Raw genomic sequence first — 13,908 nt, forward strand, 5'->3', positions numbered from 1 at the left:
GCTCTGCCAGTCTATTGAAGGAGCTCTTGTTGTCTAGCCTTGCAAAGCAATTTCTTTTCCGTGAACCGCCACCGATTTCGTAGGTCAGGCCGGGTGATCCGCCAGGAGTCCCTCTCCGAGGCCCCGATGCAGCCTTGCCGCCGCCGGGTCACCGAGCCGTTCGAAGGTGTCCGCAATCCGCAGCTGCAGCGCCGCCTCCAGCCGCCCGTCCGCCGCCTTCCTGGCCAGCTCCAGCGCCTCGAAGCAGGTCCGCAGCGCCTGCTCGGGCCGCCCGGCGTACTCCTGCACCCGCGCCGTCTCCCCCATGGCCCGCGCGAGCCCCACCGGGTCACCGGCCCGGCGGTACGCCCCGTGTGCGGCGCGCCACTCCCGGAGCGCCTCGGCCCAGCGGCCGGCCTGCGTGTGCACCGCGCCCAGCCGGCCGTGCAGCCGCGCCGCCTCGGCCGTGTGGCCGCGGGAGAGCCGCAGCTCCAGCGCCCGCCCGTACCAGTCGGCGGCCCGCTGCCAGTCCCCCAGCTCGGCATACGTGGCGCCCAGCGACTCCAGCGCACGGCCGGTCGCGACCGCGTCCTTCACCGCGCGCGCCGACTCCAGCGCCCCCCGGTACCGCCCCAGCGCCTTCCGCGACCGGCCGGCCTGCGCGTCCAGGTCGCCGAGGTTCAGCAGCGCGGCGGCCTTCTCGCGGGCCAGGCCGCGCCGCTCGGCGACCTCCAGGACCAGGCCGTGCAGCCCGTAGAGGTCGGGCGCCGCCGCCTCGGGGGTCTCGTGGGCGAGCAGCGCCCGCACCAGTCCGGCCATCAGCCGCCGGTCCAGGGTGTCCAGCTCGCCGTCCGCGACGGCGATCCGGGCCGAGTCGAGCAGGGCCGGGCGGCGGGTGCGCAGCCAGGCCGCGGCCTCGGGGACGGACCCGAAGCGCAGCGACCGCGGCAGCCCTGAGGTCCGCTCGCGGGCCGGGGATCCGGCGGGCTCGCCCATCGCCCGGCAGGACATCAGCTGCCGTACGGTCCGCTCCAGCATCCGGGCCCGGGAGAGCTGGATCTCGGCGGGGCGCTCGTGGGCCTGGAGCCGGGCGCGCAGCAGCGGCGCGAGGCAGCCGGGCACCCGGTACTGCGGCGGGAGCGCGGCCAGCGGGTCGGGCCCGTCGGCGGACTCCCCCGCTGGGAGCGCTCCCGTCGGCGCCACCGGCCGGAGCAGCCCCATGGCCGCGAAGTCCCGCAGGGTGGATTCGGCGGCCTCCACGGAGCAGCCGGCCAGCGCGGACGCCGTGTGCGCGTCGACGAGGCCGGCCGGGGCGAGCGAGAGCAGCCGCAGTATGCGCGCCGCGGGTGCCGGCAGCGCTTCGTACGTCAACCGGAAGGCACGGGTCAGCGAGCGGGACACCGGTACGGCCTCCTCCTCGTCCGCCGGCAGCAGGAACAGCGCCCGCCGCAGGTCGGAGAGGGAGGACTTGGGGTGCGTCGCGAGCCAGCCGCCGACCAGCACCAGCGCGGCGGGCTGGCCGCCGCAGTCCTGGACGAGCTGCTCGGCGGTGCGCGGGTCGACGGTGATGCGGATGCTGCCCGCGTACCGGGTCAGGATCTCCACCCCGGCCGCGGTGTCCAGGCCGCCGAGGGTGCAGGGCCGGACGTCCGTGATGCCGGTCAGCGGCCCTTCGGAGACCGCGAGGACCAGACAGTCGGGGGCGTCCGGCAGCAGCGGGTCGACCTGCTCGGCGCCGGCCGCGTCGTCCAGCAGGAGCAGGGCGCGCCGGTCGGCCAGGGCGCCGCGCAGCGCCTCGGTCAGCTCGTCCTCCTCCGCGCCCGCCGGCACCCGCTCGCCGAGCTGGGTGAGCAGGTCACGCGCCGCGGACGCGGTGGGTACGGGTTGTCCGTCGGCGGTGCTCAGCGAGGATCGCAGCACGCCGTCCGGGTAGTCGCCGGCCAGGTGCCGGGCGAGTTCGGCGGCGAGGGTGCTGCGTCCCGAGCCGGGCCGGCCGGCGATCAGCAGCACCCGGCTGCGGGCGCCCTTGCGGCCGGAGAGGGTGTCCAGCCCGGCGCGCTCGATGTCGCTGCGCAGGGCGGCCAGTTCGCGGCCGCGGCCGGCGAAGAAGGGTGCCGGCGGGGCGGTCGCCGCCGGGGCGCCGGTCCGGCCCGCTCCTCTACGTCCGGGCCCCGACGCCGTCACCGACCGTCCGGTGTCCACCGCCTGCTCCGCCACGGGCCACGCTCCCGTTCACTTGCGCGCGTACGAGCCGGCCGCCTCTACGGCCGGGATTTGTCGAGCGTAGTTCAAAGGAGGCGCGGATCACGGCGGACATACCGCGTTAATCCGACAAAAATGGGAGACAAGATTCCGGTAAGGACCCAGGGTTCTCCCCGGGTCCCTCCGGTCACGCCGGGGACAGGCGGAGCCTCACGCTGGGAACAGCCGGAGCCTCACGCCTGGAACGGGCGGGCCGGCCAGGGCGCCTCGGCCGGGCGCAGCGCGTCCAGGCCGTCGCCCGACTGCGCGGCCAGCAGCGACAGCACGCCGACGACCAGGCAGTTGTTGTGCAGCTCGCCCGCCAGTACGCCGCGCGCGAGGTCGGCGACCGGGACCCGGGCCAGCTCCATGTCGGCCTCTTCCTCCTCGACCTCGAAGCGCTCGCCCTCCGCCTCGGACAGGCCGCGGGCCAGGAAGATCCGCACGGCCTCGTCGCAGCCGCCGGGCGTGGTGAAGACGTCGGTCAGCACCCGCCAGTCCTCGGCCTTGACGTGCGCCTCTTCGTACAGCTCGCGCTGGGCGGCGTGCAGCGGGTTCTCGCCCGGCACGTCCAGCAGACCGGCCGGGATCTCCCAGAGCTTGTGCCGTACCGGGTGCCGGTACTGGCGCAGCACCAGGACCTTGCCCTCGTCGTCCAGGGCCAGAACGGCCACCGAGCCGGGGTGGACCTGGTAGTCCCGCTTCACGGTGGAGCCGTCCGGCATGACGACCTCGTCCGTGCGGACGCTGGTCTTGTTGCCGGTGAACGGGGTCGCCGTCGCGGTGATCCGCCACTCCTCGGGGGTGTCCTTGATGGCCATGCGCGTCCTCCCAAACAAGCAGAAACCGGGGTACGGGCCGCAAAGCCCGCACCCCGGTAACCGTATCGGTCGGCCGGTTCCCTACTTGCCGGCGGCCTTGCCGGCGCTCTTACCGGTCTGGCCCGCCTCTTCCTGCCGCTGCACGGCCGCCTTCACCAGACCCGCGAAGAGCGGGTGCGGGCGGGTCGGGCGGGAGCGCAGCTCCGGGTGCGCCTGGGTGGCGACCAGGTAGGGGTGCACCTCGCGCGGGTACTCGACGTACTCCACCAGCTTGTTGTCCGGGGAGGTGCCGGAGAACAGCAGGCCCGCCTTCTTCTCCAGCTCGCTGCGGTAGGAGTTGTTGACCTCGTAGCGGTGGCGGTGGCGCTCCTCGACGTACTGCTCGTTGCCGTAGACCTCGCGGACGATGGAGCCCTCGGCGAGCTTGGCCGGGTACATGCCGAGCCGCATCGTGCCGCCCATGTCGCCCTCGCCGGCGACGATGTCCAGCTGCTCGGCCATGGTGGAGATGACCGGGTCGGCGGCGGCCGGGTCGAACTCGGTGGAGTTCGCGCCCTTGATGCCCGCCAGGCTGCGCGCCGCCTCGATGACGACGCACTGCAGGCCCAGGCAGATGCCCAGCAGCGGCACCTTGTTCTCGCGGGCGTAGGTGATGGCCTCCAGCTTGCCCTCCACGCCGCGCTCGCCGAACCCGCCGGGGATCAGGATCGCGTCGCAGTCGCCGAGCTGCTCCTGGGCGCCGGCCGGGGTGCGGCAGTCGTCGGAGGTGACCCACTTGATCTTCACGCGGGCGCGGTTGGCGAAGCCGCCGGCGCGCATCGCCTCGGAGACCGAGAGGTAGGCGTCGGGCAGGTCGATGTACTTGCCGACCAGCGCGACCTTGACCTCGTGGTTCGGGTTGTGGACGCGGTCCAGCAGGTCCTCCCACTGGGTCCAGTCCACGTCCCGGAACGGCAGGTCGAGCTTGCGCACGACGTAGGCGTCCAGGCCCTCGGTGTGCAGCACCTTCGGGATGTCGTAGATCGACGGCGCGTCCTTGCAGGCCACGACGGCGGCCTCGTCCACGTCGCACATCAGCGAGATCTTGCGCTTGATGGAGACGGGCACCTCGCGGTCGGCGCGCAGCACGATCGCGTCGGGCTGGATGCCGATGTTGCGCAGCGCGGCGACGGAGTGCTGGGTCGGCTTGGTCTTCAGCTCGCCGGAGGGGCCGATGTACGGGAGCAGCGAGATGTGCACGACGAAGACGTTGTCCCGGCCGACCTCGTGGCGGACCTGCCGGACGGTCTCCAGGAACGGCAGCGACTCGATGTCGCCGACCGTGCCGCCGACCTCGGTGATGACGACGTCGACGTCCTCGGTCGCCATCCGGCGGATGCGGTGCTTGATCTCGTTGGTGATGTGCGGGATGACCTGCACCGTGTCACCGAGGTACTCGCCGCGCCGCTCCTTGGCGATCACGGTGTTGTAGACCTGGCCGGTGGTGACGTTCGCGGAGCCGTCGAGGTCGACGTCCAGGAAGCGCTCGTAGTGGCCGATGTCCAGGTCGGTCTCGGCGCCGTCGTTGGTGACGAACACCTCGCCGTGCTGGAAGGGGTTCATCGTGCCGGGGTCGACGTTGAGGTACGGGTCCAGCTTCTGCATCGTGACCCGCAGGCCTCGCGCCTTGAGGAGCGCACCCAGGCTGGAGGCGGTGAGCCCCTTGCCGAGCGAGGACGCGACGCCCCCGGTGACGAAGATGTGCTTGGTCGTCGAAACTGTGCTCTTCGGAAAAGCACTGGGCGGCATGGCCAAGAGGGAGCTCCCGTGGTCGCGAGGTGAAAAGCGGAGCGGCGCGATCCCGGATTCCACGGGGTGCCGTCGCTGCGGTCGGGGGTGCCGGGACTTTCTTCCGGCCCACCGGTCCACGGGGTACCAGGCTATCAGCGACGGAGCGTGGTCGCTCCCGCCCGCGCGGGGCGGAATGAATCGCTCCCCGTATCCGGGGCCCGACGTGACGGAGGCCACCCGTTCGGCCCAGTCCCGGGAAGCGGAGGGTCGCGCGGATCTTCCGTACGCGTCGTATCCTGCTCGGGCACTCGCACAGAGCCGTCCGGAAACGGCATCGCCCCGACCCGCTCACCGGACCAGCAGCTCGGCGGGGTTTTCAATGGGCAGGACGGAAGACCGACACGTCCCACGGGGGGCGTCACCCCAGTTCGAACGGGAGTTGTACGTGGCCGGGCGCATCGAGGACTACGCACTCATCGGCGACATGCAGACCGCCGCACTCGTCTGCCGGGACGGCGCGGTCGACTGGCTGTGCCTTCCCCGGTTCGACTCACCCGCGGTGTTCGCGGGCCTCTTGGGCACCGAGGAGCACGGCTTCTGGCGCCTGGGCCCGGCCGCGGAAGCGGAAGGCGAACCGGCCGCCGCCGACCGCCGCCGGTACCGCGACGACTCGCTGATCCTGGAGTCGGAGTGGGACACCCCCGAGGGCACGGCACGAGTGATCGACTTCATGCCGCCGCGCGAGGGCGCCCCGCAGCTGATCCGCATCGTGGAAGGCGTCAGCGGCCGGGTGTCGATGCGCTCGTCGCTGCGGATGCGATTCTCCTACGGCTGGGTGGTGCCGTGGGTGCACCAGGTCGACGGCCGCACCGCCGCGGTCGCGGGCCCGGACTCGGTGTGGTTCGACACCACCGCCGAGACGCACGGCGAGGACCTGACGACATACTCCGACTTCACCGTCGAGGCGGGGCAGCGGATCGCGTTCACGATGAGCTGGCAGCCCTCGCACCGCGAGCAGCCGCCGCTGCCCGAGCCGGAGAACGCGCTCGCCGCCACCGCGGACTTCTGGCGCGAGTGGGTCGAGCAGTGCACGTACCACGGCCCCTACCGGGACGCGGTGATCCGCTCGCTGATCACGCTGAAGGCGCTGACGTACGCGCCGACCGGCGGCATCGTCGCGGCCCCCACCACCTCCCTGCCCGAGGACATCGGCGGCTCCCGCAACTGGGACTACCGCTTCACCTGGCTCCGGGACGCCGCGATCACGCTCTCCTCGCTGCTGCGCACCGGCTACCGCGACGAGGCCCGCGCCTGGCGCGAGTGGCTGCTCCGCGCGGTGGCGGGCGACCCGGAGAACCTGCAGATCATGTACGGCATCGCCGGCGAGCGCGAGCTGGGCGAGAACGAGCTGACCTGGCTGCCCGGTTACGAGGGCTCCCAGCCGGTGCGGGTCGGCAACGGCGCCGCCGACCAGCTCCAGCTGGACGTGTACGGCGAGGTCATCGAGGCCCTGCACCTCGCCCACATGACGGGCCTGGCCCGCAACGACTACGCCTCGCTGCTCCAGCTGAAGCTGATCCGCTGGGTGGAGCAGCACTGGAACGAGCCGGACGAGGGCATCTGGGAGGTGCGCGGGCCGCGCCGGCACTTCGTGCACTCCAAGGTCATGACCTGGGTCGCGGTGGACCGCACCATCAAGCTGATCGAGTCCGGGGACGTCGAGGGGCCGCTGGACCGCTGGAAGGACCTGCGCGACGCGATCCACCGGGACGTGTGCGAGAAGGGCTACGACCCCGAGCGCAACACCTTCACCCAGTCCTACGGCTCCAAGGAGCTGGACGCCTCGCTGCTGCTCATCCCGCAGATGGGCTTCCTGCCGCCGGACGACAAGCGCGTCATCGGCACGATCGAGGCGATCCAGCGCGAGCTGTCCACGCCCGACGGCTTCATCATGCGCTACCCCACCTCCGCCGACGCCGAGGAGGCGAACGTGGACGGCCTGGAGGGTGACGAGGGCGCCTTCCTGGCCTGCTCGTTCTGGATGGCGGACGACCTGGCGATGATCGGCCGGGTCGAGGAGGCCCGCAAGCTCTTCGAGAAGCTGCTCTCGCTCCGCAACGACCTGGGGCTGCTGGCCGAGGAGTGGGACTCCCGCCTCCAGCGGCAGGTCGGCAACTTCCCGCAGGCGTTCAGCCACGTCCCGCTGATCGACACGGCGCTGCGCCTGACGGCCAGCGGCGCGTACGGGGGCTGAGCCCGCGCACGACGGACAGGGCTCCGGCCGTGTGCCGCTGCGGCACGGCCGGAGCCCTGGTTCGTGGGGCTGCGCCGTCTAGAACGGCGTCAGCGTGAGGGTGAAGCGGCTGGGCGCGCCGTCCTCGATGTACGAGGCGAAGCTCGCGACGTCGTCGAAGGCGAAGCCGTAGGCCTTGCCGTCCTTCGTCGCCTCGTGCATCACGCGGGCGTAGTGGTTGGCGAGCTTCTGCTGGTAGAAGGTGGCGGGGTCGGTGGTGGGCTGCTCGGCGTGCGAGGTGAGGGTCCCCCGGTTGAAGGCGGCGCCCAGGATCGCGGCGACCGGGCCGGTGGTGCCGTCGTTCGGGGCGGCCAGGGCCCCGTCGCAGAAGAGCACGTCCTTGGTGCTCGGCTTGTCGAAGGAGACGGACGCCAGGCCGGTGAAGGAGAGCTTCCCGCCGGCGGCGCGCCCGGTGAACGTGCCGGCATTGGTGGTGATCTTGAGGTCTTTGGACTCGTAGGCGGCCCATGCCTCGTCGATGGCGGGGGCCAGGTAGTTCTCGTCGAACCGCCCGGCGCCCAGGCCGTGTCCGGGCGCGATGACCCGCTTGTCGTCGATGACCAGCTTGTCGAAGCCCTCGACGCCGGCGAGGTCGGAGAAGATCTTGTCCCGGGCGCCGTCCTTCAGCAGCCCCGTCGTCTGGTCCTTGGCGCCGGTCAGCTTGATCGCCAGCGGCACGCTGAACATGTCCACCATCGTGGTGTTGCAGTACATTCCGCCGTCGTTGTAGGTGAACTCCGCGCAGTCGTGCAGCACCCCGTAGTTGGGGTCGGAGTCCACCCAGCCCGCCGGGTAGGCGAGCGCGGCCTTGCCGTTGCCGTCCTCGACGGCCTTGAACTTCAGCTTGCCGCCGAGCGAGGTGTAGATGCGGCCGGACATCTTCGGCAGCGTGAGGGTGGTGGTGCCGCTCCCGGCGAGCGGTATCGCGTAGTCGGTGAACCCGTCCGAGCCGTTGTCGGCGACCGCGACCGGCTTCAGTTCGCCCTCGGGTGTGACCCGGACCTGCTGGGTGCCGTCGTTGCCGACGATGTAGACGTATATAGATGAATTGCCGAACTCCCCGGAGTTGTTGACGATCTCCAGGGGGAGGCCGGCGGACCTGCCACGGACCGGTGCGGGGGATCCGACGGCCCGGCTCGCCAGGGTGAGGCCGGCACCGGCGGCGGCGCTCGCGGCGAGGCCGCCGAGCAGGGTACGACGAGAAATCATGAGACGGCTCCTTGTGGGGGGAGGAGATGAGAGCGCTCTCAAATGAAGTAGGGTCACCCTGCCCACTTCTGGCGGTACCGTCAACCCACCCAGACGGAGGAGGAGTTCGCTGATGTCCGTGCCCGGCGGCCCCCGGCCGACCCTGGAGGCGGTGGCCGCGCTGGCCGGCGTCTCCCGCGCCACCGTCTCCCGCGTCGTCAACGGCGGCACCGGCGTCCGCACCGAGATCCGCGAGAAGGTCCGGCGCGCCGTCGACGAACTGGGATACGTCCCCAACAGCGCGGCCCGCTCGCTCGTCACCCGGCGCACCGGAGCCGTCGCCGTGATCATCGCCGAACCGGAGACCCGGGTCTTCTCCGACCCGTTCTTCGCCCAGCAGCTGCGCGGCATCGGCCGCGAACTGGCCGCCGCCGACACCCAGTTGCTGCTGCTGATGGTCGAGAGCGACCGGGACCACGAGCGCATCGGCCGCTACCTGGCCGGCGGGCACGTCGACGGCGCGCTGATGTTCTCGCTGCACCGCGCCGACCCGCTGCCCGCGATGGCCGGCGCCTCGGGACTGCCCACGGTCTTCGGCGGCCGCCCGGACTGGACGGACACCACCGGCCGTGCCGGCGCGGGGCCGCTGTACGTCGACACCGACAACCGCGACGGCGCGCGGCAGGCCGTACGCCACCTGCTCTCCCGAGGGCGGCGCCGCATCGCCGTCATCACCGGGCCGCTGGACCAAACCTCGGCCCAGGACCGGCTGGACGGCTACCGCGAAGCACTCGACGGGCCGGACGCGCCGGCCGCGGACGAGCGACTGGTCGCCGACGGCGGCTTCACCGCGGAGGGCGGCGAGCAGGCCATGGCCGCGCTGCTGGACGCCGTACCGGACCTCGACGCGGTCTTCGCCTGCTCCGACCTGATGGCCACCGGCGCCCTGCGCACGCTGCGCGCCCGCGGCCGGCGGGTCCCGCAGGACGTCGCCGTGGTCGGCTACGACGACCTCGCCCCGGCGGCCTGGGCCGATCCGCCGCTGACCACGGTCCGCCAGGACGTGGAGGGGATGGGCCGCATCATGGCCCGCCTCCTGCTGCGCCGCCTCGCCGCCCCCGGCATCCCCCTCTCCCCCGTCATCACCCCGGCCGAACTGGTGGTCCGCGAGTCCGGCTGACGCCCCACCGCCCGCCGCGGAGCGGCCGCACCGCTCCGGCCCGGTCTCCCGTGGCGGCGGCCGGGCGTCGCCACGGGTAGCGTTCGACGCCATGGGGTCGGAAGTGATGAGCGAAGCCGAGATCACGGTACGCCGGGCGCTGCAGCTGCCCGCGCTGCGGCGCGGGCTGCCCGAGGTGATCACCGGCGAGGACGGGCTGGATCGCGCGGTCCGCTGGGTGCACGCCGGCGAGGTCCCCAACATCGCCTCGCTGCTCAAGGGCGGCGAGCTGCTGCTGACCACCGGCCTCGGGCTCGGCGCCCGCCCCTCCGAGCAGCGGGCCTTCGTCCGCAAGCTCGCGGAGCGCGGGATCGCCGCGCTCGTCGTGGAGCTGGGCGCCCGCTTCGAGTCGCTGCCCACCGCGCTGGTCGAGAGCGCCCGCGCCTGCGGCCTGCCGCTGATCGCGCTGCACCGCGAGGTGCCGTACGTCTCGGTCACCGAGGAGATCCACACCGAGATCGTCAACAGCCACTACACGCTGATGCGCCGCGCCGACGAGGTGCTGCGCCGCTGTACGGACGTCCTGCTGCGCGGCGGCGGCGCCCCCGAAGTGCTGCGGCTGCTCGCCGCCTTCACCGGCAACCCGCTCTGCCTGGAGGCCCCGGACGGCAGCCCGCTGTACGCCGCGGGCCCGGACGACGGCGGCGCGGCCGACGCCGAGCCGCTCCAGGCATGGGAAGGCCTGCGCGAGAAGGGCCTGCGGGTGGACGTGCCCGGCGGCGGCCACGGCCCCGACGCCGTACGGGCCCGGCTCGTCCTGCTCCCCGTCAACGCGGCCCTCGCGCCCGTCCACCGCATCGCCGCCGAACGCGCCGCCGACCTGCTCGCCGTCGTCATGCTCCAGTCCCGCCAGGAGGAGGGGCTGGCGGCGCGCGGCCGCGGCGACTTCCTCGCCGACCTCGCCGAGGGCCGGATCTCCGCCGCCGAGGCGCCGGGCCAGGCCCGGCTGCTGGGCTTCCGGCCCGGTGCGGCGGCGCTGCTGCCGGTGGTGATGCGGCTGCCGTCCGGGCTGCCCACGGCGGCCGGCTGGGCGCTGCTCGCCCAGACGCTGCGCGAGGAGCTGGCCACGCTCGGCGCGCCCGTCCTGCTCGGCGTGCGCCCCGTGGAGGGGCGGGTACCGCTGGTGGTCGGGGTGCGCGAGGGCCAGGACCGGGACGGCGTGGCCGACCGGATCGCGGAGGCCCTGCGGGCCGGCGTCGTACGGGCAGGGCTGGACCGCCCGGCGGCGCAGCGCCCCGTCGTCGTGGTCGGCGTGCCCGGCGACTGGGCCGCGACCGGCCCCGGCCTGCGGCACGCCGCGGAGGCCGCGGCCGCGGCGCAGGGGCTGACGCCGCGCCTGTGGTACGACGCGCGGCGGCTCGACATCGAACTCCTGCTGTGGCGGATGCGGGAGCACGGCGAGGAGGGCATGCTCACCGACTTCGTCGAGCGCGCGATCGGCCCGCTGCTGGTCCACGACCGCACCGCGCGCCAGCCGCTGCTGCCCACCCTGGAGGCGTACCTCGCCAGCGCGGGCCGCAAGGCCGAGACGTCTCGCGATCTGAACGTCAACCGCCAGACCCTCTACGACCGCCTCGCCCGGATCTCCCAGCTCCTCGGCACCGACCTGGACGACCCGCAGACGGTGCTGGGGCTCCGGCTGGCGCTGCACGCGCGGCGCCACACGGAGCGCGGCCAGCGGTACGCGCGCCTGCCGCTCGGGAGGCCGGGCTGAGTACGCGTACTCAGGCGGCTGCGGGTGCCGGACGCGACACTGCGGCCATGACCTCGGCCATGACCTCAGCGCCCGCAGCGTCCCCTCCTCCGCGTCTCCACTGGTTCGCGGACCTCTTCCTCGCGCTGTTCCTGCTCGCGGTGGACGCGGGGCTGCTGTTCGTCATCTGGTTCGGGGCGGCGATGTACGCGTGGCGAAAAGGCGGCTCGGGGGACGACTTCGCCGCGGCCGCGGACGCGGCGGCGGACGCGACGGTCGGGGGGCTGATCGCCGTCGGCGTCCTCGCGGTGCTCACCGCGGTGGCCTCCTACCGGCTCTTCCGCACCCGGCGGCCGATCGCCGCGGTCGCCCAGGCCGTGGCGGCCGCGGTGCTGGTTTTCGGGGCGCTGGCCGGCGCCGCGCTGGAGTACCACGAGAGGCACCGGAAGACCGTTTCCCCGGCCGAGCACCGAGGGCCGGTCGGCTGCCGCAGCGGCGGCGACAGCGGAGAGTGCCGCGACTCCGGCGGCTGACCCGCGGCGCCGCTCAGTCCCGGGCCTGCTGCAGCTCGTCGTAGACGCTCAGCACCTGCGCGACCGTGTCGTCCTCGGTCGGCCAGCCGGCGGCCTGGGCCCGCCCGGCGTCGGTGAGGGCCGTCCGCCGGGCCGGCTCGTCGAGCAGCTCCACGACCGTGCGGGAGAGCAGGGGCGCGTCACCGTACGGGACCAGTTCGGCGGCCCGGCCGACCAGTTCGCGGGTGCCGCCGACATCCGTGGCGACCAGCGGGATGCCGGCGCGCAGCGCCTCCTGGGCGAGTACCGAGCGGGCCTCCCAACGCGCCGTCGCCAGCACCAGGTCGGCGGCGGCCAGCAGCCCCGGCACGTCCTCGCGCCGCCCGAGCAGCAGCACCGGCAGCCCCTCCGCGTCGATGCGCTGCTGCAGCGCGGGCCGTAGCGGCCCCTCCCCCGCGACGGCGACGAGCGGCTGCGGATCGCGGCCGCACCAGCCGTGCGCGGCGTCCAGCAGCATGTCGTGGCCCTGGTGCGCGTCCAGCCGGCCGACGGTGAGCAGCAGCGGCCGGCCCAGCGCGCCCAACTCCGCGCGCCGCTTCTCGCGCCGCCCCAGCTCCTGCGCGTACTCCTCGTCCGTACGCGGCCGCGGGCCGGCCGGCGGCGCCAGCCGCGCGTCCCGGGCGCCCCGCTCGCGGGCCCGGCCGACCAGTTCGACACAGGAGCCCAGCACCACCGCGGCGGCCCGCGCCACCCGGCGTTCCAGCAGCCGCGTCACCTGGGCCCGCGCGCCCTCGCTGTGCACCTTGGTGTGCCAGGTGACCACGAGGGGGACGCGCCGGCCGCGCAGCGCGAGGGAGGCCCGTAGCCCGGCGTGCAGGCCGTGCGCGTGCACCACGTCGGCGTCCGCGCAGGCGGCGCGGAGCGCGGCGATGCTCCCGGGGTCCGTGCGCGGTGGGATCCGTTCGAAGCGCGCGCCCACGCCCGTGAAGCCGTACGTGTCCTCGGCGTCGGACGCGGCGCAGACCGTCACCCGTACCCCGCGCGCAACGAGGCCCGCCGACAGCGCGTGCACATGGGCGGCGCTGCCGGCACTGCCGCGGCCCAGCACCTGGACCGTGCGCAACGAGGGCGCGGGCGGCGGGGCGGGTGTGCTGCTCACGAGTGCGGGGGCTCCTGGATCGGCGTGCGGAGGTGGGGCGGGCGGGAGCGCTGCGCCCAGAATGCCAGCCCGTGCCCTCCGTGGGGCACCGATGACAAGCCGTTGTGCCGCTGCTGCGCGTCAGCGGCCCGCCGGGACCACTCCCATGGGGGACATGTCCCCTTGTGTACGGCTGTTCCGGACGCACCGCGGTGGCGCGGGCGGACGCGAGCGCGCCGGGGCGGTCACCCGACGAGGACGCCCGCCGCCGCGGCCCGGCTGACGCCGTCGCCCGAGGCAGCGGCGGCGGTCAGCGCGGCGGCGTGGGCCAGCAGGCCCGGCCGGCCGTTGGTGGCGGCGATCGCCAGTCCGAGGGCCGCGCCCAGGGCGTGCGCCCCGGCGTCCCCGAGCATGGTGCGCTCACCGAGGTCGTCGGCGAGCAGTGCGGCGGCCGCGCCCACGGGTGCGGCGGCCGGTACGCCGTCCGGCCCGCGGCGCAGCAGTCCCGGGACGCCGAGCGCGAGGACCGCCCCGGCCGCCCGGCCGGGGCGCACGTCCACCAGATTCACGAAGTGGGCCGAGCCCGCGATCACCACGCCGGCCAGGAACCGGTCGGCCGGGCGGTCCTTGAGGAGCGCGCCCGCCGCGAGGCCGGCGGCACCGATGCCGAAGAGCTTGACCGCGCCGCTGGTGATCTCGCCGCGACGCAGTGCGGACAGGTGGGCACGGAAGCCGCGCCGGGGATCGTCCGCGCCCGCCACGTCGTCGTACGCGCCGCAGCCGCCGGCCGCCAGCACGGCCAGCGTGCCCGCCGTACGGACCCGGCCGGGCAGTCCGGGCGCGGTCGCGACGGCGGCGGCAGCGCCCAGCGCCGCGGCCGGGCCGCCGTACAGGTCGACGCCGCGGCCCGCGTAGTTCTTGCGCTGCCAGCGCGCGCTGCCGCCCGGTGGCCGCCGCCGCAGCCCCGTGTACGCGGCGCGGGCGGCGCCGGCCGCGGTCAGCAGCACCGCGAGGCGCGCCGTGCCACCGCCCTTCATCGCCCCACCCCTGCCGC

10 protein-coding genes are annotated in these 13,908 nt (G+C 74.1%); 4 read left to right on the plus strand and 6 right to left on the minus strand.

The annotated features are described in order from the left end of the window. Positions 1 to 84 precede the first annotated feature (84 nt). From IF20_RS25195 to IF20_RS25205, 3 genes are all read right to left on the minus strand, one after another. On the minus strand, positions 85 to 2,196 hold the full coding sequence (locus IF20_RS25195) for a tetratricopeptide repeat protein (RefSeq protein WP_052867594.1): 2,112 nt from the start codon (positions 2,194 to 2,196) through the stop codon (positions 85 to 87). A gap of 218 nt (positions 2,197 to 2,414) precedes the next feature. Further along, positions 2,415 to 3,041 (minus strand): NUDIX domain-containing protein, encoded by a 627-nt coding sequence (locus tag IF20_RS25200; RefSeq protein ID WP_052867595.1) that lies wholly within the window; start codon positions 3,039 to 3,041, stop codon positions 2,415 to 2,417. An 81-nt stretch (positions 3,042 to 3,122) separates the two neighbouring features. Then, a complete protein-coding gene (locus IF20_RS25205) occupies positions 3,123 to 4,829 on the minus strand; it encodes a CTP synthase (RefSeq protein ID WP_052867596.1) in 1,707 nt (568 codons plus the stop codon). A gap of 427 nt (positions 4,830 to 5,256) precedes the next feature. Between IF20_RS25205 and IF20_RS25210 the strand changes: the two genes are divergently transcribed. Then, positions 5,257 to 7,065: a glycoside hydrolase family 15 protein gene (locus IF20_RS25210; RefSeq protein ID WP_052867597.1), complete on the plus strand. Its 1,809-nt coding sequence runs from the start codon at positions 5,257 to 5,259 to the stop codon at positions 7,063 to 7,065. A 78-nt stretch (positions 7,066 to 7,143) separates the two neighbouring features. Here the strand turns inward: IF20_RS25210 and IF20_RS25215 are convergent, their stop codons facing one another. Then, the gene (locus tag IF20_RS25215) at positions 7,144 to 8,313 is read right to left on the minus strand and encodes a beta-1,3-glucanase family protein (RefSeq protein ID WP_052867598.1); all 1,170 of its coding nucleotides are present in this window, start codon (positions 8,311 to 8,313) and stop codon (positions 7,144 to 7,146) included. Positions 8,314 to 8,425: 112 nt separating this feature from the next. Between IF20_RS25215 and IF20_RS25220 the strand changes: the two genes are divergently transcribed. The 3 genes from IF20_RS25220 (at position 8,426) to IF20_RS25230 (ending at position 11,737) form a co-directional block, all read left to right on the plus strand. Further along, positions 8,426 to 9,472, plus strand: coding sequence for a LacI family DNA-binding transcriptional regulator (locus IF20_RS25220; protein WP_052867599.1), 1,047 nt, complete (start codon positions 8,426 to 8,428; stop codon positions 9,470 to 9,472). A 91-nt stretch (positions 9,473 to 9,563) separates the two neighbouring features. Next, positions 9,564 to 11,225, plus strand: a complete 1,662-nt coding sequence (locus IF20_RS25225) for a PucR family transcriptional regulator (protein WP_052867600.1) — start codon at positions 9,564 to 9,566, stop codon at positions 11,223 to 11,225. Positions 11,226 to 11,272: 47 nt separating this feature from the next. Further along, positions 11,273 to 11,737, plus strand: a complete 465-nt coding sequence (locus IF20_RS25230) for a DUF6234 family protein (protein WP_052867601.1) — start codon at positions 11,273 to 11,275, stop codon at positions 11,735 to 11,737. 13 nt (positions 11,738 to 11,750) lie between these two features. Here the strand turns inward: IF20_RS25230 and IF20_RS25235 are convergent, their stop codons facing one another. Together IF20_RS25235 and IF20_RS25240 are read right to left on the minus strand one after the other, a co-directional pair. Beyond that, positions 11,751 to 12,875, minus strand: a complete 1,125-nt coding sequence (locus IF20_RS25235; protein ID WP_052867602.1) for a glycosyltransferase family 4 protein — start codon at positions 12,873 to 12,875, stop codon at positions 11,751 to 11,753. Between the two features lie 224 nt (positions 12,876 to 13,099). After that, on the minus strand, positions 13,100 to 13,891 hold the full coding sequence (locus IF20_RS25240) for a hypothetical protein (RefSeq protein WP_052867603.1): 792 nt from the start codon (positions 13,889 to 13,891) through the stop codon (positions 13,100 to 13,102). Positions 13,892 to 13,908: the final 17 nt, after the last annotated feature.

Origin of the sequence: Streptomyces niger, from assembly GCF_000718305.1 — a bacterium.
GTDB lineage: Bacteria > Actinomycetota > Actinomycetes > Streptomycetales > Streptomycetaceae > Streptomyces > Streptomyces niger.